The following is a 23,820-nucleotide window of genomic DNA, read 5'->3' on the forward strand; positions in this document are numbered from 1 at the left end:
ATGACGGACACTCAGGCGGCACCGATCCCGTCGCCGGCACCCGCCTCCGACCGCGAGCCGCTGCTGAAGGTGACCGGCCTGACCCGGCACTTCCCGATCCGCAGCGGACTGCTGCGACGCCAGACCGGCGCGGTCCGGGCCGTCGACGGCATCGACTTCACCGTCAACGCCGGCGAGACGCTCGGCGTCGTCGGCGAGTCCGGCTGCGGCAAGTCGACCATGGGCCGACTGGTCACCCGGCTCGACGAACCGACCGGCGGGAAGATCGAGTTCGAGGGCACCGACATCACCCACCTGAGCGTCGGGGCGATGCGGCCGCTGCGCCGCGACATCCAGATGATCTTCCAGGACCCGTACTCCTCGCTGAACCCGCGGCACACCGTCGGCACCATCGTCGGCGCGCCGTTCAAGCTGCAGAACGCGGTGCCGGAGGGCGGGCTCAAGAAGGCCGTCCAGGAGCTGCTGGAGCTGTGCGGCCTCAGCCCCGAGCACTACAACCGCTACCCGCACGAGTTCTCCGGCGGCCAGCGCCAGCGCATCGGCATCGCCCGGGCGCTCGCGCTGAAGCCGAAGATGATCGTCGCGGACGAGCCGGTCTCGGCGCTGGACGTCTCGATCCAGGCGCAGGTGGTCAACCTGCTGGACGACCTCCAGCAGGAACTCGGCCTGACCTACCTGATCATCGCGCACGACCTCTCGGTGGTCCGGCACGTCTCGGACCGGGTCGCGGTGATGTACCTCGGCAAGGTCGTGGAGATCGCCGACCGGGACTCGCTCTACCGCACCCCGATGCACCCGTACACCAACGCGCTGATGTCCGCCGTGCCGGTCCCCGACCCGCGCCGCCGCCAGCGCGCCGGGCGCGAGCGGATCCTGCTCACCGGCGACGTCCCGTCCCCGATCAACCCGCCCAGCGGCTGCCGCTTCCGCACCCGCTGCTGGAAGGCACAGGACATCTGCGCCGGCCAGGAGCCGCCGCTGACGGCGCTGAAGACCGGGCACCAGGTGGCGTGCCACTTCCCCGAGCAGGGCGAGGGGAACGACTAGTCCTGCCCCGAGCAGGGGAGGGGAACGACTAGGCCTGCCCCGAGCAGGGCGAGAGGAACGACCGGCGCCTCCCCGCGCGCTGCTCGGGGCAGGGCCGGCGTCACGTCCACCCGTGGACGAGCTTCCGACGAAGCGATGCGCCGCACCGGACGGCCGAGAACGGCCTTCCAGTGCGGCGCATCGTGCTGCCCGGGACTCGCATCCCGGTTGGGGCGCAGCAGGTCCGATCGGATGTCAGGTATCAGGTGCGGGATCCGCGCCGACGGGCAGCCGGGTCGCCGCGGGCATCGCGAGCCCGGCGGCGAGGAAGACGGCCGCCAGCGCCGCCCAGCCGTACTGGCCGGCCCCGACGACCGTGACCAGCGCGACGGGCGCGGCCACATTGGTGGCTCCACGGCCGATGGCCAGGACCCCCTGGTACTGGCCGGTGGCGTGTTCGGGGGCGAGCTGGAAGCTGAGCCCCCATTCGCCGGAGACCTGGTACATCTCCCCCCAGGTGTGGGCGATCATCCCCAGCCCGAGGAGGCCGGTTGCGACCAGGACGTTCCCCCATCCGGCGGCGCCGTACAACAGGCAGGCGCAGCCGAGGAAGAACCCGCCGAGGCGCGAGATCCGTCCCCACAGGCCCGGGGTGGTGTCGTTGCCCTTGGAGCTGATGTGGACCTGGAAGAACACCACCAGAACCGTGTTCAGCACGATCAGGACGCTGAACAGCCAGGCGGGCGCCTTGGTGTGGGTGACCAGCCACAGCGGAAGGGCGATCTCCATGAGGGCGCCGTTCAGTGACAGCACGGCGTTCAGCCCGGTGAACCGCAGGTACCGGAGGTCCTTGAGCGCTGCCCCGAGCGGCTGCTTCCCGATGTGCGCGGGAGGCTGCTGCCGCACGGGAATCCGGTTCAGCACGAGAGCTGACCCCGCGTAGGCCAGCGCCGCACCGACCACCAACGCCTGGTACGCGGCCCGGGTGTCCAGGTACAGGGCCGCGCCGGCGGCTCCCGCACCCAGCGAGATCCCGATGTTGCTCACGACCTGCTGGTGCGCGCGTGCGGTCACCCGCTCCTCGGACGAGGCGATCAAGGCGACCAGGGCGGGCAGGACCGTGCGGCAGCCCCGCTGCACGATGCCGACCGCGCACGCCGTGACGGCGAACGGCCAGAACGAACCGACCGCCAGGTAACACAGCACCGCCGGCCCCGCGGTGACGGTGAGGACGAGCAGGACTCGCCGCGGCCCGATGCGGTCGGCGAGGTGGCCGATCGGCAGGGCCGCGAGCAGGCCGGCCAGGCTGGCGACCGTGAGCCCGATGCCCACGTCCACGGTCCGCAGACCCACCACCCGCGTGAAGAAGAGCACGCTGACGGTGACGAACAGGCCGTCTCCGAGGGTGGTCAGGAACGTGGAAAGGGTCAGTCCTCGCACCGGCCCGGCCGGAGGAACCGCCTTGGCGAGGGCCAGCCTGGCGGCGCTCGTCCGGGACGGGGGAGCCGCCGTATCCGTTTCCGTCACGCGGGGCCGGCAGTCTGGAAGGTGACCGGCAGCGTGGCCAGGTAACGCATGGTCGCGGTGCGCTGGCGCAGTGGCTCGCTGGCCATCCGCAGGCGCGTGGGGCGCTGCAGAACGGCCCTGATCAGCGCCTGCAACGTCACCTGGGTGAACAGGTTCCCGACACAGGTGTGCGGGCCCCGGCCGAATGCCATGTGCTGATTCGGGGTACGGTCCAGAATGAGCTCGTCAGGTCGGGGGAATTTCTCGGGATCGCGGTTGGCCGCGCCGAAAAGCACCACGACGACATCACCGCGCTTGAGCTGGACGTCTCCGATTGCGGTGGGCTCGGTGACAATGCGGCTGGTCCCCTGCACCGAGGCGTCATATCGCATGAGCTCGTCGAAGCCGCTCGACAGCAGCTCCGGGCTGCGCATCGCCTCGAATTTGTCGGGGTGCTCCAGCAGGGCCAGCATGGCATTTCCGGCACCCGCGACGATCGAGCTGTACCCGGACTGGAAGACCACGCGTACCGTGTTCCGGACGAAGGAATCGGCGACGGCCACATTGTCGCGATTTCCGGCGACATGGGTCAGCAGACCGGGGCTCGGGTTGGCCGTGAACCACGACTCGACCATTTCGCTGAGCCGGCCGCGCGCCTCGATGCCGAGTTTCCTGAGTTCTGCTCCGGTCTCGATTCCGTCCTCGGCGGTCTCGGGCGCCAATCCGGCGTCCATGCTCCGCACGATGGCATCCGATATCGCGGCGAAGGTCCTGACGTCCGGCTGGTCGATGCCCATGAGCTCCGAAATGGTCGCCAACGCGAGCGGCTCGACGACCTCCGACATGAGATCGAACTCCGCCCTGCCCTCCAGGCCGTCGAGCAGCGACCCGACGAGGGCCTCGCCGTGCTCGCCGACAGCCTCCAGGTCCTGGGCGCGGAGGGCGTTCATGAAGAGGCTGCGGAGTGGGCCGTGGTCCGGCGGGTCCAGGGTCTGCAGGCTCAGCCAGGGCTCGGAGACCGACTCGCCGGCGCGCCGCCAGTCCGTCGCGAAGACCTCCGGGTTCTGCAGCACCTGCTGGCAGTCGCGGTATCGGGTCAGCACCCAGCTCTGCATCTTCTCGTGCCAGTGCACGGGTTCCGACGCGCGGAGCTCCGCGTAGACCGGATAGGGATCGGCGAGAGTCGAACTGTCGAGAGGGTCATAGCGAACCGGGAGTTTCATGGACAATTCCTAGGATTCTTGAACCGACCTATGAGGCCCATGCTCCTGCTGGGCCCAAGAGCGTGCGCCGGACCCGGACGGGTCCGGGTCCGGCGCCAAATTCCGCCTTCGATACCGGGCACTGCCTCGGTTCGGGCGATAAAATTAGTCGTTGTAACGCATGGAAATTCACCTACCTGATTTCAATGGCCCGGCCATCGGCGCGGACGGTCGACATATGGACAGCAGGGATGCCGGTACAAGCGGCATCAGGGATTTCAGTCGTTGTAACGCACGGAAGGCTCCTCTCCGGTTTCTCGTGTTCGAAGCCCGAGTGCTTCTCTCGATGGAAATGAAACTACCACCGACATTCGAGTCCGTCTACGAGTCAATTTCCGGGATCAATTTCCCAAATCAGCCAATCCGGGCAAAGGGTGCGCGAAATCCGGAAAGGGTGGCGTGAATTCGTTCCCGATATCAGGCGGCGTGCAGAATTTCGCGAATATGTCGAAATTCCGTGCTCACGTCAAGTCTGTGTGGTAAGGGTGGCGCCGGGTCGGGGCGGCCGGGGGGGTGCGAAGGTCCGGGAGGATACGCGGAGGGAAAGGTTCCGCACAGGTCATAGTTGTGGGGTGACCTCGCAGATCTTCCCCTCCGACGTGCAGCAGTCGCTGGACCTCGTCGGCATCTTCGTCTTCGCCCTCTCCGGGGGCCTGCTCGCCGTCCGCAAGAACATGGACATCTTCGGCATCTGTGTGCTGGCCGAGGTCACGGCCCTCGGCGGCGGGGTGATGCGCGACCTGGTGATCGGGGCGACCCCGGTCGCCGCCTTCACCAACCTCGGCTACTTCGTGACCCCGCTCGCCGCCGCGCTGGTGGTGTTCTTCCTGCACCCCGAGGTCGAGCGGATCAACCGCGCGGTGCAGACCCTGGACGCCCTCGGGCTCGGACTGTTCTGCGTCACCGGCACCGCCAAGGCGCACGACTACGGGCTCGGCGCGGTCGCCGCGATCGCCCTCGGCATGGTGACCGCGGCCGGCGGCGGCGTGATCCGCGACGTGCTCGCCGGGGAGATCCCCTCGCTGCTGCGCTGGGACCGCGAGATCTACGCCGTCCCGGCCCTGGTCGGCGCCGCGCTGGTCGCCCTGCTGATCGGCGCGGATCGGCTCACCGGCCTGACCGGCACCGCCGCCGCGCTCACCGCCTTCGGCCTGCGGATGCTCGCCCTGAAGTACGGCTGGCGCGCCCCGCGGGCCTGGCACCGCAACGGTTCTCGCACCAGCGAGGAGTAGGCGAGCCGCCGTACGCCAGCGAGATCGCCTCCGCCGTGCACAGCAGTTCCGGCACCATCCGGGCCAGCTCGGCCGGGGGCACCTGCCCGGCCGGGGCGCTCAGCGCGCAGGCCGCGACCGTCCGCCCGCCGCTGCCCGCGACCGGCGCGGCCACGCAGGTCACCGGCTCCCGGTGCTCGGCGGACTCCGCCGCCCAGCCCCGGCGGCGCACCGCCACCAGCTCGGGCTCCTCCGGGGCGCCGTCCGCGGACAGCCCGTCTCCGGACAGCCCGGCGAGCAGCACCCGGCCGACCGCCGTACCCGTCACCGGGGCGCGCCGCCCGATCCGGGACGGCTCGGCCGCCGACGGCCCGGCCACCTCGTCCAGGTACAGCACCTCGCCGTCGTGCAGCACGGCGAGCCGGACGGTGTAGCCGCAGCGGGCGTTGAGCGCGGCCAGGTACGGCGCGGCGACCTGCCGCACGTCGAAGTCCTCCAGCGCGCGGTGGGCCAGCGACAGCACCCGGCCGCCGAGCCGGTAGCGCAGGTCGGGCTGGCGCCGGGCGAAGCCGCGCTCCTCCAGGGTGCGCAGCAGCCGCAGCGCGGTGGACTTGTGCACGCCCAGGCTGCTCGCCGCCTGCTCCAGCGAGAGCGGTGCCTCGCCGAGCGCGTCGAGCAGGGTCAGCGCGCGGTCGACCGACTGCGACATGGCGCCCCCCTGGATCCGGCTGAGAAACGTCCGCCAGGCTAACCGCTGGGGGGCACAGTGGTACAAACCAGTGCCGGACGCCGGTACCCGGGCGGGGGTGAGGGCGGTGCGCGGCCGGGGTGCGGGTGAGGTGGCCGGATCGATGCGCAGGCCTGGATCGTGGTGCCCGGACGCCCTCTACAATCGGATGGTTATGCCATACCTGGACCATGCGGCGACCACGCCGATGCTGCCCGAGGCGATCGCCGCGATGACGGCGCACCTGGGGGTGGTCGGCAACGCCTCGGCCCTGCACGCGGCCGGCCGCCGGGCCCGCCGGGTGGTCGAGGAGTCCCGCGAGTCGCTGGCCGAGTCGCTGGGCGCCCGCCCGAGCGAGATCGTGTTCACCGGCGGCGGCACCGAGTCCGACAACCTGGCCGTCAAGGGCCTCTACTGGGCCCGCCGGGACGCCGAGCCGGCCCGCACCCGGGTGCTGTGCAGCCCCGTCGAGCACCACGCGGTGCTGGACGCGGTGCACTGGCTCTCCGAGCACGAGGGCGCCTCGGTCGACTACCTGCCGGTGGACGCGTACGGGCGGGTGCACCCGGCGGCGCTGCGCGCCGCCATCGAGCGGGATCCGGCGTCGGTGGCGCTGGTCACCGTGATGTGGGCCAACAACGAGGTCGGCACCGTCCAGCCGGTGCGCGAACTCGCCGCCGTGGCCGCCGAGTACGGCATCCCGATGCACGCCGACGCGGTGCAGGCGCTCGGTCAGGTCCCGGTCTCCTTCGCCGAGTCGGGGCTCACCGCACTCACCGTCACCGGGCACAAGATCGGCGGCCCGTTCGGCATCGGCGCGCTGCTGCTCTCCCGGGGCGCCACGCCCGTACCGCTGCTGCACGGCGGCGGCCAGGAGCGCGACGTCCGCTCCGGCACCCTCGACGCCCCCGGTGCCGCCGGCTTCGCGGCCGCGGCCGCGGTGGCCGTGGCGAAGCGGGCGGAGCACGCGGTGACGCTCGGGGCCCTGCGCGACTCGTTGGTCTCGGCGGTGCTCGCCGCCGTGCCCGACGCGGTGCTCAACGGCGACCCGTCCGCCGAGGGCCGACTGCCCGCCAACGCCCACTTCTCCTTCCCCGGCTGCGAGGGCGACGCGCTGCTGATGCTGCTCGACGCGGCCGGCATCGAGTGCTCGACCGGCTCGGCGTGCACGGCCGGGGTGCCGCAGCCCAGCCACGTGCTGCTCGCCATGGGCGTCGACCCGCTGCTGGCACGCGCGTCGCTGCGCTTCTCGCTCGGGCACACCTCGGTGCGGGAGGACGTCACGGCGCTCGCGGAGGCGATCGGGCCGGTCGTCCAGCGGGCGCGGAACGCCGGGCTGGCGTCGGTGCGGCGCTGATCTCGGCTCGGGGAACAGCCGACCGAGCACGTACGCTTACTGGCATCATGACTGACTTCCCGGGTGCCCCGACCACTCCGTCCACCGGCCGCCTGCGCGTGCTCGCGGCGATGTCCGGCGGAGTCGACTCCGCCGTCGCCGCCGCCCGCGCCGTCGAGGCGGGGCACGAGGTGACCGGCGTCCACCTGGCGCTGTCCGCCAACCCGCAGTCCTTCCGCACGGGCGCGCGCGGCTGCTGCACCATCGAGGACTCCCGGGACGCCTGGCGGGCGGCCGACGTGATCGGCATCCCGTTCTACGTGTGGGACCTCGCCGAGCGCTTCCGCGAGGACGTCATCGACGACTTCGTCGCCGAGTACGCGGCCGGCCGTACGCCCAACCCGTGCCTGCGCTGCAACGAGAAGATCAAGTTCGCCGCGCTGCTGGACAAGGCGATCGCGCTCGGCTTCGACGCCGTCTGCACCGGCCACTACGCCCGGATCGTCGACCTGCCGGACGGCTCGCGCGAGCTTCACCGGGCGGTGGACGCCGCGAAGGATCAGTCCTACGTGCTGGGCGTGCTCGACGCGGACCAGCTCGCCCACTCCCTCTTCCCGCTCGGCGACACCACCAAGGAAGCCATCCGCGAGGAGGCCGAGCGCCGGGGCCTCGCGGTGGCGAAGAAGCCGGACAGCCACGACATCTGCTTCATCGCGGACGGCGACACCCAGGGCTTCCTCGCCAAGCACCTCGGCACGGCGACCGGCGACATCCTCGACGTCGACGGCACCAAGCTGGGCGAGCACGACGGCGCGTACGGCTTCACCATCGGCCAGCGCAAGGGCCTGCGGATCGGCCGCCCGGCGGCGGACGGCAAGCCACGGTACGTGCTGGACATCTCCCCGGTGAACAACACCGTGACGGTCGGCCCGGTCGAGGGCCTGGACGTCACCGGGCTCACCGCCATCCGCCCCCGCTGGTGCGGCACCGAGCCCCTGGCCGACGGCCGCTACACCGCCCAGCTCCGCGCCCACGGCGAGGAGGTGCCGGTGTCCGCGTCGGTGGTCGACGGCGAGCTCCGGGTGCAGCTCGACACCCCGGTCCGCGGCATCGCCCCCGGCCAGGCCGTGGTCCTCTACGACGGAACCCGAGTCGTCGGCTCGGCCACCATCGCCACCACCGAGCGCCCGGCCGTCACCGCGTAGTGCTCTTCCGAGCCCGGCCGTCCGGCACGGACGGCCGGGCCGGTGCTCCTTTCGCGGTGAGGGGGAGACGGGTTGGGGTCCCGCCCGCGCCGCCGGGCCGGCGGCGCGGGCGGGGGTCAGTGGGCGCGCTTGATCAGCACCAGCGCCGCGGCGAGGAGGTGCAGCCCGGCAGCGGCGGACACCCCGACGGCGGCCCAGACCCGGGCGGGGTCGGGAGCCGGTCGCGGATCGCGCTCGGGTTCGGGACGCTGGTTCACCCGCAGGCCGTCGCGGCCACCGAGAGGTCGGCGTGGACGACTTTTCCGAACGGGAGAAGAGTGACGCCCCAGCGGCCGCGCGTGAGCCGGTGGACCATGGCGAGCCCCCGCCCGGAGGTCGCGGCCGTCCCGGCCCGGATCATCACGGGCATCACACGGGACCCGTCCCCGACGAGGATGCGGACGACCCGGTCACTCGGCCGCCGAGCGGCGACGACCATACGGGTCTGGCACCCGGTCTTCACGGAGTTGGTGACCAGCTCGCTGACGATCAGCGAGGCGTCGTCCACCAGGTCGTTCAGCCCCCACTCCGCCAACTTCCCGCAGACGAACCGCCGTGCCGCGCCCACCGATTCGGGCTGGTAGGGCAGGCAGAGACTCGCCGGCCCGGTGTCCGGGCGGGCGCCGACGCCCGGATCCGGCCACAGCGCGATGGCGCTGCTCGCAACGTCCGAGAGGGGGGTCATCAGCGCTTCTCCTTGGCGACCGGGATCGTGCCTGCTGACGAATAGGCAACTGCACTTCGATGCCGTGTGGCTGGGCGCAAGCCCACTGCGCATGACTTATGCGGATCGCGCATCACAAACTGTTTTCGCCCGGCTACGCTCGGCATATCGGGTGTGATCAGCACCAGCAGGAGAAGCCAGGTCGCGCACGACCAACGGACCTACCTCAGCACTCTTGCCCGGCGAGGTGATTCGCCGGGCAAGAGTGCTCCGCGGCCGGTCCCAGGCGGATGTGGCCTCTGAGCTGGGCTATCACCAGTCGAAGATCAGTCGGCTGGAGAGTGGCAAGGGGACCCAGGACATGGAAGTCTTGCGGGCTGTCGCGGCCGTGCTGGACATCCCCCTGGCGAGCTTCGGCCTCGCATCCCCGATCGGTTCGGACAGCGGGACGGAGGACATGCACCGTCGGAACTTCCTGGCCGCGAGTGTCGCCGCGCTGGTGGCTCCCGCAGGTCATCCGCGCGTGGGGATGGAACTGGTTCAGTCGCTGCTGCCTGGACCGGCTTTCTCCGACCGCCCGCCGCAGACGCCGGTCGCACTTGCAGCTCAGCTTTCCCGAGCGCGTGGGCAGTTCTACTCCTGCCAGTACGCTGAACTCGAAGTAGGTCTGCCACGGTTGATCGCCGACCTCCGGCACGCCCAGCAGTCAACCCAAGGGGACGTCGAAGCTCTTTCGGGCATGCTTGCCACGGCCTACCAGACTGCGGTGAGCCTATTGCTCAAGCTTGGTGATCAGGGGAATGCCTGGCTTGCGGTCGGTCGAGCCATGACCGAGGCCGAGCGGAGTGGTGATCCTGTCGTGATGGCTTCGAGCATCCGCGTTCAGGCGCATGTCCTTGCTCGCGATCGGCACGCGGCAGCGGCCATCGGCCTCATCCGCCATACCGCTGACCAACTTGCCGGAAGCTATGACCGGAGATCGCCCCGGTACCTCGCCGCATTCGGGCTCATGCTTCTCCGTGGTGTGACCGCGGCGAGCGTGGGCGGAGACCGTGCAGTGGCTGCGGAATTCCTTGCCGAGGCCCGGGATGTCGCGCGCTACGCCGATCTCGACGACCCGAATTCCTGGGCGAACTTCAGCCCGACCAACGTCGCACTTCACGCGGTCAGCTCGGCTGTCGTTCTGGGTGATGCGGGCGTGGCCTTGGAGGCTGCCCAACCCCTGATGCGTCGCCGCATCCCCGTCCCGGAGCGCCGGGCTGCACTCTGGGTGGATGCCGCACGCGCCTACAGCCAACAAGGCAGACTGGCCGAGGGGTACCGAGCGCTTCGTCTCGCGGAGAGCTGTGCGTCGGAGGACATTCGCCGCCGCCCCAGTGTGCTGGAGCTGGCCGGTGACATGGCGGCGCGCGACCGTCGCGGCACCGTCCCGGAACTTCGCCGTTTCTGTGAGCAGTTGGGGTTCAGGTTTGACTGAGCATCGAGAGCCGTTCCTCTACATCGTCGTCTGCGCTTCAGGCATCGCCGACGGCGTCGGTGAACTGATTGCCGCCGTCCATGCCGAAGGCTGGAGGACTGGTGTGATCGCCACGCCCAGTGCCCTCGGTTTCATAGACCAGGAAGCCATTGAGGCCCAGACCGGATATCCGATCCGCTCGGCCTGGCGCACGCCGAACATCCCGCAGCCGTTGCCTCCGGCCGACGCCATCGCCGTTGCGCCGGCCACGTTCAACACAGTCAACAAGTGGGCCGCAGGCATATCCGACACGCTCGCGCTCGGCATCCTCTGCGAGGCGTACGGGTTCGGCATCCCTGTAGCCGTCCAGCCCTATGTCAACTCCGCTCAGGCTGCCCATCCGGCCTACCCGGAGAGCCTGGCCCGCCTTCGGTCGATGGGCGTGCTGATCGGTGACTACGTGCCCCACAAGCCGAAGTCCGGTGGCGGCCGCGACAAGTACAGCTGGACTCACGTCCTGGACCTGCTCCGTCCAGTGCTGCACGAGCGGTCGGCAGGTGGGTGACTACGGTGTGATCATGATGATTCGATCATCGGACGGTGGACAGACGGCGGCGCTGGAAGGCCAGCTGAGGCAGGTGTTCGCCGAGGCGTTCGTGGAGCCGCCCTACGGCGAGGAGCCTGCTGAACAGCCGACCGGAGGCAATGGCCGCCCAGGCGTCCTCCCGGGCGTGGGGATACCGGCGCGTCGGGTCGGCGATCCCTTGGGAGGGCGCGGCGCGGCATGACGTGATGGTCCTTGATCTGCCCGGCGGCCTGCTGGGCCAGCAGGCCGCCGGGCAGGTGGGGTCTTCGCTGAAGCCCGGCACGGTTAGAGCGGGGCGTCTTCGCCGGACCCGAACGGGGCGCCGTGGCCGGGGACGATCACGTCGGCTGCGGCCAGCACCCGGCGGCGGGAGGCGCGCAGGACCTCGCGGTCGGGGGCGACCGGGTCGTCGGCGGGGCCGTGCCGGTGCCACCACAGGTCGCCGGCGAAGGCGACCACACCGGACTCCGTTCCGGCCAGCAGCGTGATGTCCTCGTGGCTGTGGCCGGGGGTGCGGATGAGCTTCAGCGAGGGGGTGAGCTGGTAGCCCTCGGCGTCCCGGTTGGTCCAGTGGTGGCCCTGGTACTCGACCTTGTGGTCGTGCACCCGGGCCTTGCCGAAGAGGCCGACGTTCATGGTGTTGTCGGGGTGGTGGTGGCTGAGCACCACGTCGGTGATGTCGTCGGGACCGAGGCCCAGTTCGGCGAGCGGGCCGAGGATGTCGTCGTGGCTGGCGACCATGCCCGGGTCGAAGATCACGTGGCGTCCGGCGTCCGCCACGTAGGACACGGTGGCGGCGACTCCGGGGCCGGTGGAGCCGACGTAGCCGGTGGTCAGGACCTGGTACTTGGCGCTGCGGCCGAGGGGTGCGTCGTTCATGTCTCGATCTTGTCGAACCGCGCGGCCCCCGACGAGTGGCACGGATGCCACTGATCGCAGGAAATGTGCCAGCATCCACCCATGGCACCTCTGACACCTTTCACCACCGTCGCCGCGTACGTCCCGCCCGGTGTCGGCATGCTGGCCGTGGGCATCGTCGCCGAGACGTTCGGCCCGCACGGGCAGGCGGCGCCGGGCTTCGACTTCGCGCTCTGTTCGGACCGGCCGGGGAGCGTCACGACCGACCTCGGGGTGCCGCTGACGGTCGAGCACGACCTCGACCGGCTGGCCGCCGCGGACCTGGTGCTCGCCCTGCCGGGGGCGGAGTTCCGCACCCCGCCCCCGCCCGCCGTGCTCGACGCGCTGTCGGCCGCCCACGAGCGGGGTGCGCGGGTGGCGGCGCACTGCGTCGGCGCGTTCGCGCTGGCCGCCGCCGGGCTGCTCGACGGCCGTCGGGCGACCACGCACTGGCGGTTCGCCGACCTGCTGGCCCGTACCTACCCCGGTGTGGTGGTCGAGCCCGACGCGCTCTACCTGGACGAGGGGCGGATCACCACGGGCGCGGGCGCCGCCGCCGGCTTCGACCTGTGCCTGCACCTGATCCGCCGGGAGCACGGGACGGCGCTGGCCAACCACATCGCCCGGGACATGGTGCTGCCGTCGCACCGGGACGGCGGGCAGGCGCAGTACCTGGCGGCGCCCGTCCCGGAGGACGGCGAGGACGAACGCCTCGCCGAGGTGCTGGCCTGGGCCCGCGAGCACCTCCACGAGCCGCTGCCGGTGGCCGAGTTGGCCCGGCGGGCGGTGATGAGCAAGCGTTCCTTCGCCCGCCGGTTCGCCGCGGCCACCGGCACCACCCCGCACGCCTGGCTGCGGGAGCTGCGGCTGAGCGGCGCCGAGGAACTGCTGGAGACGACGGACCTGCCGGTCGAGGAGGTCGCCCGCCGGGTGGGCTACGGCAGCGCGTCCGTCCTGCGCGAACAGTTCGTCCGCCGCCGAGGAGTCCCACCCCGCTCCTACCGCCGTGCGTTCACCCGCGTGACGAGCCCGGCGGCTACGATGCCCGAGGCACATCCTCCGGCGAGGACGGCATGACCTTCTACGAGAAGCACCGCGACTTCATCGAGGAGCTGGAGCGGATCGCCCCGGACGGCGTCCGGATCGCATGGTCCGGAGACACGCTGATCATGCAGGCGCCGCCGTCCAACACGCCGGCAGCGACCGGAAGTTCGGCGACGCGATCACCATCCCGGAGCCCTTCGGCTTCGAGCTGAGCCTGTCGAAGCTGGTTCCGTACAAGGACTGATGCTCCGGAGCCCGGCTCTACTGCACCTCGCGGTACCAGCGCCGGTGGACCAGGGGCTCGACGCAGAGCACCGCCGCGCCTGCGACCACGCCGACCAGCAGGGCGGGTGTGCCGCCGCCGTTGAGGTGGGCGGCGAGGCAGGCGGTGGCGACGGCGACCGGCCGCAGCAGCGTGAGCGGGCCGAGGCCGATGACCATCGCCAGGGTGGCGGCGCGGAACGGCAGGGTGAAGTAGGCGGCGAGGGAGAGCAGGACGGCGGCGGCGTAGAGGGCCGGCGGGAGCAGGTAGCCCCAGCCGCCGGCGGTCAGGGCGGCGTACGTCTGCGCGGGGTCGGAGGACGCCGCCAGCAGGAGGCCGGCCGCCGACGCGGGGGCGAGCAGCAGGGCGGCCCCGACGGCCAGCCCGCGCAGCGCGGCCCGGAGGTTGCGCCGGTGCTTGCGGATGCGGGCGTCGCGTCCGGTGTAGGCACGGAAGCCGCTGAAGGCCGAGTCGACCAGGCCGAGCAGCAGCAGCGGTATCGCGGGCGTCATCGCGCGGCCCCGCCCAGGTGCTCGGACCCGACGAGCCGGCGCGACGCCCGTCCGAGGGCCTGGCGCAGCGGCGCCTCCAGCTGCGGGCGTACTCCGAGGACCGGGCGCAGCGTGGTGCAGAACGGGTTGGAGCGGCCGCGCGGTTCGTACACCAGCGCGCGCATGCCGGGCACCGATGCCGCCCGCAGGAGGACCTCGTCGGGGTGTGCGCGCAGGGCGGAGGCGACGCCGTCGTGGCGGCCGAGGGGGTGGCGCATCCGGGCGCGGTGGAAGACCCAGGCGCCGATGGGCGCGAGGCCGGTCGCGGCGATGTCGTAGTGGCAGAAGGCGAGTGCGGGGGAGGCGGCCTGCGCCTGGAAGAACCCGCAGCGCGGATGCGCTGAAGTGGTGCAGCACTCCGGTGGAGACGTAGACCGTTGCGGCTTCCGGCAGTTCGAAGGCGTTGCCGTGGGCGAAGCGGCAGTCGAGCCGTTCCGCCTGGGCGAGGCGGTCCGCTTCGCCGACCAGTGCGGCGTTGAGGTCGACGCCGACGAGTTCGACGTCGGGGCCGAGGGCGCCGGTGGCGGCGAGCCAGCGGACCAGGTAGCCGAGGCCGCAGCCGATGTCGACCAGGCGGTACGGCCCGGGGTGTCCGCCGTCCGCCCGGATCGCGGTGAAGAGCGGGCCGAGCAGGTGGACCAGGCGGTTGCCGATGCTCAGTTCCTCGCTCAGCCGCTGGAGTTCGGTGTGCACGCTGACGAGCAGGCGGTCGACGGCGTCGGGGTCGAGCGTGCCCTCCCGGTCGACGGGCAGCCCGCCGACGATCCGGGCGGCGCGTTCGTCCCCGTTCTCGCGCAGCTGCCGGACGACCTCGGCGCGACGGACCGGGAGCCGACGGCCGTCGTGCGGGTCCACGGCCGTGATCAGGTCGGATATCTCAAGGTGGTGCACGCGCAGCAGCGTAGGGGCTGCCGGTGGCAGCGCGTAATGCCGGTGAGACCGACCCGTGGGACGTGATAGACCAATCAGCACTATGAACATCTGTGTCTTCTGCTCCGCGTACTCGCTCGACGACCGCTACTCCGCCCCCGCCGAGGAGTTCGCGCGGCTCCTGGGCGAAGGTGGTCACACCCTCGTCTGGGGCGGTTCCAACGCCGGGCTGATGGGCCTGCTCGCCGACGGGGTGAAGGCGGCCGGCGGGAAGCTGGTCGGCATCATGGTCGAGATGCTGCGGCACAAGGGGTACGTCGGCGCGGACGAGCTGGTGATGACCCGCGACCTCGCCGAGCGGAAGGCGGAGCTGGCGGCCCGCGCGGACGCGATCGTCGTGCTGGTCGGCGGGCTGGGCACGATGGACGAGGTCACCGAGGTGCTGGAGCTCAAGAAGCACGGGATGTTCGAGAAGCCGGTGGTCGTGCTGGACACCGAGGGCTTCTACTCGGGCCTGCGGACCCAGCTGGAGCGGATGGACGCCGAGGGCTTCCTGCCCCGGCCGCTCACCGAGCTGATCACCTTCGCCGACACGCCCGCCGAGGTGTTTGCGCAGCTCAAGGCCTGAGAGGATCGAACCCATGGCTGCACATCTGATCACCGGCGCCGGCTCCGGCATCGGCGCCGTCCTGGCCGGGAAGCTCGCCGAGCGCGGGGACGAACTCTGGCTGCTGGCCCGCGACGCCCGCCGCGCCGCCGAGCTGCGGGAGCGCTTCCCCGGGGCGAAGACCCTCGTCGGCGACCTCGGGGACCCGGCGAAGCTGTCCTGGGCCTTCGGGCACCAGGCGCTGCCCGTCTCCCTCGACTCGCTGCTGCACGTCGCGGGCGTGGTCGAGCTGGGTACGGTCGGCGAGCTGCCGGTGAAGGCCTGGCAGGAGACGCTGAACGTCAACCTGATCGCCCCCGCCGAGCTGACCCGCCTCCTGCTGCCCTCGCTGCGCTTCACCAAGGGGCACGTGGTCTTCGTCAACTCCGGTGCCGGTCTCACCGCCCACGCCGACTGGTCGGCGTACGCGGCCAGCAAGCACGGCCTCAAGGCGCTCGCCGACTCGCTGCGCCAGGAGGAGCACGCGAACGGCGTCCGGGTCACCTCGGTCTACCCGGGCCGTACCGCCACCGCGATGCAGGCCAAGGTGCACCAGCAGGAGGGCAAGGAGTACGAGGCCGCCCGCTGGATCGAGCCGGAGTCCGTGGCGAAGGCGATCCTCGCCGCGCTCGACGCCTCCCGGGACGCGGAGATCACCGACATCACCGTCCGCCCCGGGCACTGACGACCCGGGCACTGACGACCCGGGCACTGACCCGGCCGGGCATTGACGAACCCGGGCACTGCCTCGGGCACTGACGAACCCGGGCACCGACCCGGCCGTTGAAGCGAGGGACCGGCGCCGCGCACTAGGCTCGGACGGGTGAGCACCCCACACCCCTTCCCCGACCTGCGCGGCGCCGCCACCGGCGTCGGTTCGCTGCCCGGTACCGACGCCCGCGAGGCCGCCAAGACCGCCACCGGGGCGCTGGAGCACCTGCCGTTCCTGCCCGAGCTGCCCGCGCGCGGGCCGGGCGCCGACATGATCGGGCGCGGCGCCGGCTTCCTGGTCGAGCTGTTCGCGCAGACCGAGCCCAGCGGCTGGCGGTTCACCGACCGCCCCGGCCGGGACACCCGGCGCGCCCACTCCTGGCTCGGCGAGGACCTGGACGCCCTGGAGGAGTTCACCCAGGGCTACCGCGGCGCGCTCAAGGTCCAGGCCGTCGGCCCGTGGACGCTGGCGGCGAGCGTCGAGTTGAAGCACGGCGAGAAGGCGCTCTCCGACCACGGCGCCTGCCGGGACATCGCGGGCTCGCTCACCGAGGGGCTGCGCCGGCACCTCGCCGACGTCCGCAAGCGCGTCCCCGGCGCGGAGGTCGTCCTCCAGCTCGACGAGCCCTCGCTGCCCGCCGTGCTGGCCGGTTCGGTGAAGACCGCGAGCGGCTTCCAGCGGCTGCGCGCCGTCGACCGGCAGGTCGCCGAGGAGGTGCTGCGGGAGACCGTCCGCGGCCTGGACGCACCGGTCGTCGTGCACTCCTGCGCGCCGGACGTGCCGATTCCGCTGCTGCGCCGGGCCGGGGTGGCGGGCATCTCGCTGGACTTCTCGCTCCTCACCGAGCGCTCGGACGACGACCTGGGCGAGGCGGTGGAGGCGGGCACGATGATCCTCGCCGGTGTCGTCCCCTCCACTGACCAGGCGGTGTCGGACCCGGCCGGTAGTGTCCAGGGTGTCAGGACCTTGTGGCGCAGGCTCGGGTTCGCCCCGGAGCTGCTGGGCCGTCGCGTGCTGGTGACGCCGACCTGCGGGCTGGCCGGGGCCTCCCCGGCGTACGCGCGCAGGGCGCTGTCGCTCGCGGCGCGGGCGGCGCAGAGCCTGGTGGACAACCCGGAATGAGAACGTAGGAGGGCTTGCGGTGACGGCTGTCGAGGGCTGGGAGGACGTCCCGGCGGAGGTGCGCCGGCGGCACGCGGAGCTGGCGCAGGAGATCACCGACCACCGCGCCCGGTACTACGAGCAGGACGCGCCGGTCATCAGCGACGCCGAGTTCGACGCCCTGATGCGCGAGCTGGAGGGGCTGGAGGCCGAGCACCCGGCCCTGGTCACCCCCGACTCGCCGACGCAGAAGGTCGGTGGCGCGCCCACCGAGCTGTTCGCCGAGGTCGAGCACCGCGAGCGCCTCCTCAGCCTCGACAACGCGATGGACGACGCGGAGCTCGCGGCCTGGGCCGACCGGGTCGCCGGCGAGCTGCACGGCATCGACTACCACTACCTGTGCGAGCTCAAGGTGGACGGCCTGGCCGTCAACCTCACCTACGAGAACGGCCAGTTGGTGCAGGCGGCGACGCGCGGCGACGGCCGGGTCGGCGAGGACATCACCGCCAACGTCCGCACCATCAAGGAGATCCCGCACCAGCTCAAGGGCGACGACATCCCCGAGCTGGTGGAGATCCGCGGCGAGGTCTACTTCCCGACCGAGGCCTTCGAGGCGCTCAACGCCTCCTTCGTGGCGGAGAACGAGCGCCGCCGCGCGGAGAACGAGGAGCGCGCCAAGGAGGGCAAGCGGCCGCGGGCGATGATCCGGCTGTTCATGAACCCCCGCAACGCCGCCGCCGGTTCGCTGCGCCAGAAGGACCCGCACGTCACCGCCTCCCGCCCGCTGCACATGGTGGTGCACGGCATCGGCGCCCGGGTCGGCTTCGACATCGACAACCAGTCGCACGCCTACGAGCTGCTGCGCGACTGGGGTTTGCCCACCGCCCGGCACAACGAGGTGGTGGGGACGCTCGCCGAGGTGCGGGCGTTCATCAAGCACTTCGGCGAGCAGCGGCACTCGGTCGAGCACGAGATCGACGGTGTGGTCGTCAAGGTGGACGAGATCGCCCTGCAGGGCCGGCTCGGCGCCACCTCCAAGTCCCCGCGCTGGGCGATCGCCTGGAAGTACCCGCCGGAGGAGGTCACCGGCAAGCTCGCCGAGATCAAGGTCGGCATCGGCCGCACCGGCCGGGCCACCCCGTACGCGGTGCTGGCGGAGCCGGTGAAGGTGGCGGGCTCGATGGTGCAGTACGCGACGCTGCACAACCAGGAGGTCGTCAAGGCCAAGGGCGTGCTGCTCGGCGACACGATCGTGCTGCGCAAGGCCGGTGACGTCATCCCGGAGATCCTCGGCCCGGTGGAGGACCTGCGGGACGGCACCGAGCGGGAGTTCGTGATGCCCTCGCACTGCCACGAGTGCGGGGCGGAGCTGCGCCCGATGGCCGAGGGGGACATCGATCTGCGCTGCCCCAACGCCCAGTTCTGCCCGGCCCAGATCCGCGAGCGGATCGCCTTCCTGGGCGGGAGGTCGAGCCTGGACATCGAGGGCCTCGGCTACGTCGCGGCGACCGCGCTGACCCAGCCGCTGGAGCCGGTCGAGGCGCCGGTGAAGGACGAGGGCGACATCTTCGGGCTGACGATGGAGCAGCTGCTGCCGATCCAGGTGCTGGTCCGCGACCAGAAGACCGGCATGCCCAAGCTGGACGACCGCACTGGCAAGGAGAAGAAGGCCACGTTCTTCGCCAACCAGAAGGGCGAGCCCAAGAAGACCGCTGGAGTCCTGCTGGAGAACCTGGAGAAGGTGAAGGACCGCCCGCTCTGGCGTTTCCTCAACGGTCTCTCCATCCGGCACGTGGGCCCGGTCGCGGCGCAGGAGCTGGCCCGGGAGTTCCGCGACCTGGACCGGATCTTCTCGGCCACCGAGGAGGAGCTGGCGGCGGTCGAGGGCGTCGGCCCGATCATCGCCCGGTCCGTGGTCGAGTGGCACCAGGAACAGTGGCACCGGGACATCCTGGAGAAGTGGCGCGCCGCCGGGGTCCGCTTCACCGAGGAGTTCGCGGACGAGGAGGAGGCGGAGCGCCCGCTGGAGGGCCTGACCGTCGTGGTGACGGGCACCCTGGCCGGCCACACCCGGGACGGCGCCAAGGAGGCGCTGACCTCGCGCGGAGCGAAAGTGACCGGTTCGGTTTCGAAGAAGACCGATTTTGTGGTCATCGGCGACAACCCGGGATCCAAGTACGACAAGGCAGTTCAGCTCGGACTGCCGGTCCTGGACGACGCCGGCTTCGCCGTGCTGCTCGCCGACGGGCCGGCCGCCGCCCGCGCCCACCTGGGACTTCCGGAGCCGGAGGAGGCCGAGAAGTCGCAGGAGGCGCCCGCCGAGGGCTGATCCGGAGCCGACCCGAGCGGCGGGTGGCCGAATCCGTGTTGTTATCGTCCTGATGCAACGTCACCGGGTGTCCTGCAGTGAAAGCGGGCATTGTGTCACTGTGTGACACTCGGGCGCGGTAGCGCGTTCCCGGTTGTCCGAAAGTCTGCCCACCGGGTGGACCCCGGCATACCCTGGAGCGCAACAGAGTGTCAGCAGGGGTGGGGGCACCGGCTGAGCCGGTGCTCCTCGGGGCCGCTCCATGCCCGGCAGCTGTCGGTACCGGCACGGTGCCTCACCGTAAGGCGGCCTGACGGGGCGGGCCCGACGGAGGACAGGGCTTATGGATCGTACGACCGGCGGTGCGCCCACACGCCCGCCGCAGGGGATGGCGGGTGCGGTCCTGCTGCTCGGCGTGCTGCTGGCCGGAGCCGCGCCGCTCATCCCGCTGGCCGTCCTGGTCTACCGGTACGAACCCGAGCTGCTGCCGCTGTTCGCGGTGCCCCTGGCCGTGCTGATGGCAGCCTGGCGGATCGCCCGGGACCGCGCCCGCGACCAACTGACCGACCCGCTGACGGACCTGCCCAACCGTCAGGCCTTACTGCTGGCCGCCCAGGAGGCGATCGCGGAGTGCGACCAGGGCTACAGCGTCGGTCTCATCCTGCTTGACCTCGATCGCTTCCGATCACTGAATGACACACTCGGTCATACGGCCGGTGACCGACTGCTGGTTCACATCTCCCGCCGGCTGCACCGCGCCCTGCGCTCCGGCGGCCCGGCCGGCAGCGCCACCCGGGAGTCCATCGACGACGTCTTCGCCGGGCTGCCCCGGCACTACCGGCGCGGCCGCCCGATGGTGGCCCGGATGGGCGGCGACGAGTTCGCCGTCCTGATGCCCGGCATCAACTGCCCGGACAGCCTGGAGCGGGTCGCCAAGGCGCTGATCGCCGAACTCGCCGCCCCGATCCGGCTGGACGGGCTGCTGCTCGTCCTGGAGGCCAGCGGCGGCGTCTGCGTCTACCCGCAGCACGCCCAGGACGCCGAGTCGCTGCTGCGCCGCGCCGACGTCGCGATGGGCCACGCCCAGCGCGGCTGCAGTGGCGTCGCCCAGTACGACGAGACCCAGGACGCCGACACCCCGTACCGGATCGGGCTGCTCGGGGACCTGCGGCGGGCGCTGGAGACCGGCGAGGTGCAGCTGCACTACCAGCCGAAGGTGGCCTTCGACGGCCGGGTGGTCGGCCTGGAGGCGCTGCTGCGCTGGGAGCGCCCCGGTCAGGGCAGGGTCTCCCCGGACGAGTTCGTCGGGCTCGCCGAGTCCAGCGGGCTGATGCCCCGGCTCACCGACTACGTGCTGGAGGCCGCGGTCGGCCAGCTCGCGTACTGGCGCGACCAGGGACTGCAGGTGCAGGTCGCGGTCAACGTCTCGCCGCGGGACGTGCTCAACCCCGGCTTCGCCCAGCGCGTCGCCGGGCACCTCGTGCGCCACCAGGTGCCCGCCCACGCGCTCCAGCTGGAGATCACCGAGCGGCTGCTGCTGGACGACTCCCGGCGCGCCGCGGACACCCTCGCCGAGCTGCGCGGCTACGGCGTCGGGATGTCCCTGGACGACTTCGGCACCGGGCACTCCTCGCTGGTGCGGCTGCGCAGCCTGCCGGTCGGCGAGCTGAAGATCGACCGTTCCTTCGTCTCCCGGATGGTCGCCGACGACCACGACGCGGCGGTGGTCCGCTGCTCGGTGGAGCTCGCCCACTCGCTGGGCCTGACCGTGGTCGCCGAGGGCGTCGAGGACGACGAGACCTGGGAGCGGCTGCACTGCATGGGCGTGGACGCCGTCCAGGGCTGGCTGGTGTCGGCCGCGCTGCCGGCCGAGCAGGCCACCGCCTGGCTGCGGGTGCACCGCACCGGCGCCCCGCCGGTGGAGCGCCTCGGCACGCCGCCCCAGCTGCCCTCCGGCCTCCAGCCGGTCCAGGGCGGCCCGCCGATCCAGGGCACGCCGATCGGCCAGCCCGCCATCCCCCCGGTGCTGCCGCCGACGCTCCCGCCCGTCATGCCCCCCGTGCTGCCCCCGGTGGTCCAGGCGGTCCAGGCGGCACAGATGGAGATCAAGGCACCGGGCACGCAGAGTTGGGCCCGGACCAGGCCGCAGTAGTGGACGTGGTCGAAGGGCAGTGACGGGCACACGGCTCACTCGTTGGCCGGTGGCCGGGCCGGGCCCCATAGGATGGGGTCCAAAGACCATGAGGACGGAGCGCCGAACCCGGCTGCTCCTGCCCGGGCCCGGCACCGCTCGCAAGGCACCGCCGGGTCTCACCAGAACTCACCCTGAGGATCGCTGCATGCCTGGCATCACGCGCGAGGAGGTCGCCCACCTCGCCCGGCTGTCGCGTCTTGAGCTGAAGCCCGAAGAGCTGGACCACTTCGCCGAGCAGCTCGACGTGATCATCGGCGCGGTCGCCCGCGTTTCCGAGGTCGCCGGACAGGACGTCCCGCCGACCTCCCACCCGCTGCCGCTGACCAACGTCATGCGCGCGGACGAGGTGCGGCCCTCGCTCACCCCGGAGCAGGCGCTCTCCGGCGCTCCGGCCGCCGAGGAGCAGCGTTTCCGTGTGCCGCAGATCCTCGGGGAGGACTGACCGAGATGACCGAGCTGATCAAGTACACCGCCGCCGAGACGGCCTCCGCCATCGCCAAGGGCGAGGTGTCCGCCGTCGAGGTCGCGCAGGCGCACCTGGACCGCATCGACGCCGTCGACAAGAAGGTCAACGCCTTCCTGCACGTCGACACCGAGGGTGCGCTGGCCGCCGCCCGGGCCGTCGACGAGAAGCGTGCCAAGGGCGAGGAGCTGGGCCCGCTGGCCGGCGTCCCGCTCGCGCTGAAGGACGTCTTCACCACCAAGGGCGTCCCGACCACCTGCGGCTCCAAGATGCTCGAGGGCTGGATCCCGCCCTACGACGCCACGCTGACCACCCGTCTCAAGGACGCCGGCGTCGTCATCCTCGGCAAGACCAACATGGACGAGTTCGCGATGGGCTCCTCCACCGAGAACTCCGCCTACGGCCCGACCGGCAACCCGTGGGACCTCACCCGCATCCCCGGCGGCTCCGGCGGCGGCTCGGCCGCCGCGCTGGCCGCCTTCGAGGCCCCGCTGGCGATCGGCACCGACACCGGCGGCTCGATCCGCCAGCCCGGCGCCGTCACCGGCACCGTCGGCGTCAAGCCGACCTACGGCGCGGTGTCCCGCTACGGCCTGGTCGCCTTCTCCAGCAGCCTGGACCAGGGCGGCCCGTGCGCCCGCACCGTGCTGGACGCGGCGCTGCTGCACGAGGCCATCGCCGGGCACGACCCGCTGGACTCCACCTCGATCGACGCGCCCGTTCCGGCCGTGGTCGAGGCCGCGAGGCTGCGCGACGTCCGAGGCATGCGGATCGGCGTGGTCAAGGAGTTCGCCGGCGAGGGCTACCAGGCCGGCGTGATGCAGCGCTTCAACGAGTCGGTGGAGCTGCTGCGCGAGCTGGGCGCCGAGGTCGTCGAGGTCTCCTGCCCGTCCTTCACCCTGGCGCTGCCGGCGTACTACCTGATCGCGCCGAGCGAGTGCTCCTCCAACCTGGCCCGCTTCGACGCGATGCGCTACGGCCTGCGGGTCGGCGACGACGGCATCGCCTCCGCCGAGCAGGTCACCGCGCTGACCCGCGAGGCCGGCTTCGGCGACGAGGTCAAGCGCCGCATCATCCTGGGCACCTACGCGCTGTCCTCGGGCTACTACGACGCCTACTACGGCTCGGCCCAGAAGGTGCGCACGCTCATCTCGCGCGACTTCGACGCGGCCTTCGCCGGTGTGGACGTGCTGGTCTCGCCGACCACGCCGACCACCGCCTTCCCGATCGGCGAGCGCGCCGACGACCCGATGGCGATGTACCTGGCCGACCTGTGCACGATTCCGTCGAACCTGGCGGGCAATGCGGCCATGTCGCTGCCGGTGGGCCTGGCGCCGGAGGACAATCTCCCGGTCGGCCTGCAGATCATCGCGCCCGCGATGGCGGACGACCGCCTGTACCGCGTGGGCGGCGCCGTCGAGGCCGCACTCAACGACAAGTGGGGGCACACCCTGCTGGAGGAGGCACCGGCACTGTGAGCAAGATCGAGAAGGCCAAGGGCTTCAAGCATTCGAAGCCCGGGCTGTGGCTGTCCATCGGCACCAGCGCGTTCGGCGCGATCTCCGTCGTCAAGGACGTCCGCAAGGCCCGCGAGGAGAGCGACACCCTCAAGCTGGTCAACGCCCTGGTCGGCGCCGCCGCGCTGATCACCGGCACCGCCCTGCTGGTGCGCGAGCTTCGCCAGCTGGGCTCCGACGACGTGCTGCTGGGCTGAGTCGTACCGAGTGCCAAGGCCCGGCCCCGCGCGAGCGGCG

24 protein-coding genes and 1 pseudogene are annotated in these 23,820 nt (G+C 71.7%); 16 read left to right on the top strand and 9 right to left on the bottom strand.

Annotated features, from left to right (window positions below; all coding sequences use genetic code 11):
- On the top strand, positions 1 to 1,047 hold the full coding sequence (locus ACZ3TI_RS14085; RefSeq protein WP_465726462.1) for an ABC transporter ATP-binding protein: 1,047 nt from the start codon (positions 1 to 3) through the stop codon (positions 1,045 to 1,047).
- Between the two features lie 234 nt (positions 1,048 to 1,281).
- On the opposite strand, the gene ACZ3TI_RS14090 is transcribed toward ACZ3TI_RS14085, so the two are convergent.
- Positions 1,282 to 2,553, bottom strand: coding sequence for an MFS transporter (locus ACZ3TI_RS14090; RefSeq protein WP_465726463.1), 1,272 nt, complete (start codon positions 2,551 to 2,553; stop codon positions 1,282 to 1,284).
- On the bottom strand, positions 2,550 to 3,755 hold the full coding sequence (locus tag ACZ3TI_RS14095; protein WP_465726464.1) for a cytochrome P450: 1,206 nt from the start codon (positions 3,753 to 3,755) through the stop codon (positions 2,550 to 2,552). Before ACZ3TI_RS14095 ends, ACZ3TI_RS14090 begins: the two co-directional genes overlap by 4 nt.
- 611 nt (positions 3,756 to 4,366) lie before the next feature.
- Here ACZ3TI_RS14095 and ACZ3TI_RS14100 point away from each other — a divergent pair.
- Positions 4,367 to 5,026 (top strand): trimeric intracellular cation channel family protein, encoded by a 660-nt coding sequence (locus ACZ3TI_RS14100; protein ID WP_465726465.1) that lies wholly within the window; start codon positions 4,367 to 4,369, stop codon positions 5,024 to 5,026.
- Here ACZ3TI_RS14100 and ACZ3TI_RS14105 read toward each other — a convergent pair.
- On the bottom strand, positions 4,932 to 5,714 hold the full coding sequence (locus tag ACZ3TI_RS14105; protein ID WP_465726466.1) for an IclR family transcriptional regulator: 783 nt from the start codon (positions 5,712 to 5,714) through the stop codon (positions 4,932 to 4,934). The genes ACZ3TI_RS14100 and ACZ3TI_RS14105 overlap by 95 nt on opposite strands.
- A 193-nt stretch (positions 5,715 to 5,907) precedes the next feature.
- Between ACZ3TI_RS14105 and ACZ3TI_RS14110 the strand changes: the two genes are divergently transcribed.
- Both ACZ3TI_RS14110 and mnmA read left to right on the top strand, forming a co-directional pair.
- Positions 5,908 to 7,089, top strand: coding sequence for a cysteine desulfurase family protein (locus ACZ3TI_RS14110; protein WP_465726467.1), 1,182 nt, complete (start codon positions 5,908 to 5,910; stop codon positions 7,087 to 7,089).
- 47 nt (positions 7,090 to 7,136) lie between these two features.
- On the top strand, positions 7,137 to 8,273 hold the full coding sequence (gene mnmA, locus ACZ3TI_RS14115) for a tRNA 2-thiouridine(34) synthase MnmA (RefSeq protein WP_465726468.1): 1,137 nt from the start codon (positions 7,137 to 7,139) through the stop codon (positions 8,271 to 8,273).
- A gap of 116 nt (positions 8,274 to 8,389) precedes the next feature.
- On the opposite strand, the gene ACZ3TI_RS14120 is transcribed toward mnmA, so the two are convergent.
- Together ACZ3TI_RS14120 and ACZ3TI_RS14125 are read right to left on the bottom strand one after the other, a co-directional pair.
- A complete protein-coding gene (locus ACZ3TI_RS14120) occupies positions 8,390 to 8,530 on the bottom strand; it encodes a hypothetical protein (RefSeq protein WP_465726469.1) in 141 nt (46 codons plus the stop codon).
- A complete protein-coding gene (locus ACZ3TI_RS14125; protein WP_465726470.1) occupies positions 8,527 to 8,997 on the bottom strand; it encodes an ATP-binding protein in 471 nt (156 codons plus the stop codon). The genes ACZ3TI_RS14120 and ACZ3TI_RS14125 overlap by 4 nt, the downstream gene beginning before the upstream one ends.
- A 214-nt stretch (positions 8,998 to 9,211) precedes the next feature.
- On the opposite strand from ACZ3TI_RS14125, the gene ACZ3TI_RS14130 reads away from it, so the two are divergent.
- The gene (locus ACZ3TI_RS14130) at positions 9,212 to 10,453 is read left to right on the top strand and encodes a helix-turn-helix domain-containing protein (protein ID WP_465726471.1); all 1,242 of its coding nucleotides are present in this window, start codon (positions 9,212 to 9,214) and stop codon (positions 10,451 to 10,453) included.
- Positions 10,446 to 10,997 carry a flavoprotein gene (locus tag ACZ3TI_RS14135; protein ID WP_465726472.1) on the top strand — a complete coding sequence of 184 codons (552 nt, stop codon included), beginning with the start codon at positions 10,446 to 10,448 and terminating at the stop codon, positions 10,995 to 10,997. The genes ACZ3TI_RS14130 and ACZ3TI_RS14135 overlap by 8 nt, the downstream gene beginning before the upstream one ends.
- Before the next feature lie 306 nt (positions 10,998 to 11,303).
- Here the strand turns inward: ACZ3TI_RS14135 and ACZ3TI_RS14140 are convergent, their stop codons facing one another.
- Positions 11,304 to 11,897 carry an MBL fold metallo-hydrolase gene (locus ACZ3TI_RS14140; protein WP_465726473.1) on the bottom strand — a complete coding sequence of 198 codons (594 nt, stop codon included), beginning with the start codon at positions 11,895 to 11,897 and terminating at the stop codon, positions 11,304 to 11,306.
- A gap of 81 nt (positions 11,898 to 11,978) precedes the next feature.
- On the opposite strand from ACZ3TI_RS14140, the gene ACZ3TI_RS14145 reads away from it, so the two are divergent.
- Both ACZ3TI_RS14145 and ACZ3TI_RS14150 read left to right on the top strand, forming a co-directional pair.
- On the top strand, positions 11,979 to 12,992 hold the full coding sequence (locus ACZ3TI_RS14145) for a GlxA family transcriptional regulator (RefSeq protein WP_465726474.1): 1,014 nt from the start codon (positions 11,979 to 11,981) through the stop codon (positions 12,990 to 12,992).
- Positions 12,989 to 13,171, top strand: coding sequence for a hypothetical protein (locus tag ACZ3TI_RS14150; protein WP_465726475.1), 183 nt, complete (start codon positions 12,989 to 12,991; stop codon positions 13,169 to 13,171). The genes ACZ3TI_RS14145 and ACZ3TI_RS14150 overlap by 4 nt, the downstream gene beginning before the upstream one ends.
- A 49-nt stretch (positions 13,172 to 13,220) precedes the next feature.
- Here the strand turns inward: ACZ3TI_RS14150 and ACZ3TI_RS14155 are convergent, their stop codons facing one another.
- From ACZ3TI_RS14155 to ACZ3TI_RS14165, 3 genes and pseudogenes are all read right to left on the bottom strand, one after another.
- Positions 13,221 to 13,733 (bottom strand): hypothetical protein, encoded by a 513-nt coding sequence (locus tag ACZ3TI_RS14155; protein ID WP_465726571.1) that lies wholly within the window; start codon positions 13,731 to 13,733, stop codon positions 13,221 to 13,223.
- Positions 13,730 to 13,990 carry a hypothetical protein gene (locus tag ACZ3TI_RS14160; RefSeq protein ID WP_465726578.1) on the bottom strand — a complete coding sequence of 87 codons (261 nt, stop codon included), beginning with the start codon at positions 13,988 to 13,990 and terminating at the stop codon, positions 13,730 to 13,732. The genes ACZ3TI_RS14155 and ACZ3TI_RS14160 overlap by 4 nt, the downstream gene beginning before the upstream one ends.
- Before the next feature lie 163 nt (positions 13,991 to 14,153).
- Positions 14,154 to 14,753, bottom strand: a pseudogene (locus ACZ3TI_RS14165) (class I SAM-dependent methyltransferase); the annotation flags it as partial.
- On the opposite strand from ACZ3TI_RS14165, the gene ACZ3TI_RS14170 reads away from it, so the two are divergent.
- From ACZ3TI_RS14170 to ACZ3TI_RS14205, 8 genes are all read left to right on the top strand, one after another.
- Positions 14,746 to 15,270, top strand: a complete 525-nt coding sequence (locus ACZ3TI_RS14170) for an LOG family protein (RefSeq protein ID WP_465726476.1) — start codon at positions 14,746 to 14,748, stop codon at positions 15,268 to 15,270. The pseudogene ACZ3TI_RS14165 and the gene ACZ3TI_RS14170 sit on opposite strands and share 8 nt — an antisense overlap.
- 13 nt (positions 15,271 to 15,283) lie before the next feature.
- Entirely contained in the window at positions 15,284 to 15,973 is a 690-nt protein-coding gene (locus tag ACZ3TI_RS14175) for an SDR family oxidoreductase (RefSeq protein WP_465726477.1), read from the top strand.
- 138 nt (positions 15,974 to 16,111) lie between these two features.
- Complete coding sequence (locus ACZ3TI_RS14180) at positions 16,112 to 17,122, top strand: methionine synthase (protein WP_465726478.1); 1,011 nt, start codon at positions 16,112 to 16,114, stop codon at positions 17,120 to 17,122.
- A gap of 19 nt (positions 17,123 to 17,141) precedes the next feature.
- Entirely contained in the window at positions 17,142 to 19,430 is a 2,289-nt protein-coding gene (gene ligA / locus ACZ3TI_RS14185) for an NAD-dependent DNA ligase LigA (RefSeq protein ID WP_465726479.1), read from the top strand.
- Between the two features lie 322 nt (positions 19,431 to 19,752).
- Entirely contained in the window at positions 19,753 to 21,561 is a 1,809-nt protein-coding gene (locus tag ACZ3TI_RS14190) for a putative bifunctional diguanylate cyclase/phosphodiesterase (protein WP_465726480.1), read from the top strand.
- Positions 21,562 to 21,748: 187 nt separating this feature from the next.
- On the top strand, positions 21,749 to 22,045 hold the full coding sequence (gene gatC / locus ACZ3TI_RS14195; protein WP_030057414.1) for an Asp-tRNA(Asn)/Glu-tRNA(Gln) amidotransferase subunit GatC: 297 nt from the start codon (positions 21,749 to 21,751) through the stop codon (positions 22,043 to 22,045).
- A gap of 5 nt (positions 22,046 to 22,050) precedes the next feature.
- Positions 22,051 to 23,544, top strand: a complete 1,494-nt coding sequence (gene gatA, locus ACZ3TI_RS14200) for an Asp-tRNA(Asn)/Glu-tRNA(Gln) amidotransferase subunit GatA (RefSeq protein WP_465726481.1) — start codon at positions 22,051 to 22,053, stop codon at positions 23,542 to 23,544.
- On the top strand, positions 23,541 to 23,780 hold the full coding sequence (locus ACZ3TI_RS14205) for a hypothetical protein (RefSeq protein WP_465726482.1): 240 nt from the start codon (positions 23,541 to 23,543) through the stop codon (positions 23,778 to 23,780). Before gatA ends, ACZ3TI_RS14205 begins: the two co-directional genes overlap by 4 nt.
- The last annotated feature ends 40 nt before the right edge of the window (positions 23,781 to 23,820 follow it).

It is taken from the genome of Kitasatospora sp. NPDC023120, assembly GCF_055560835.1.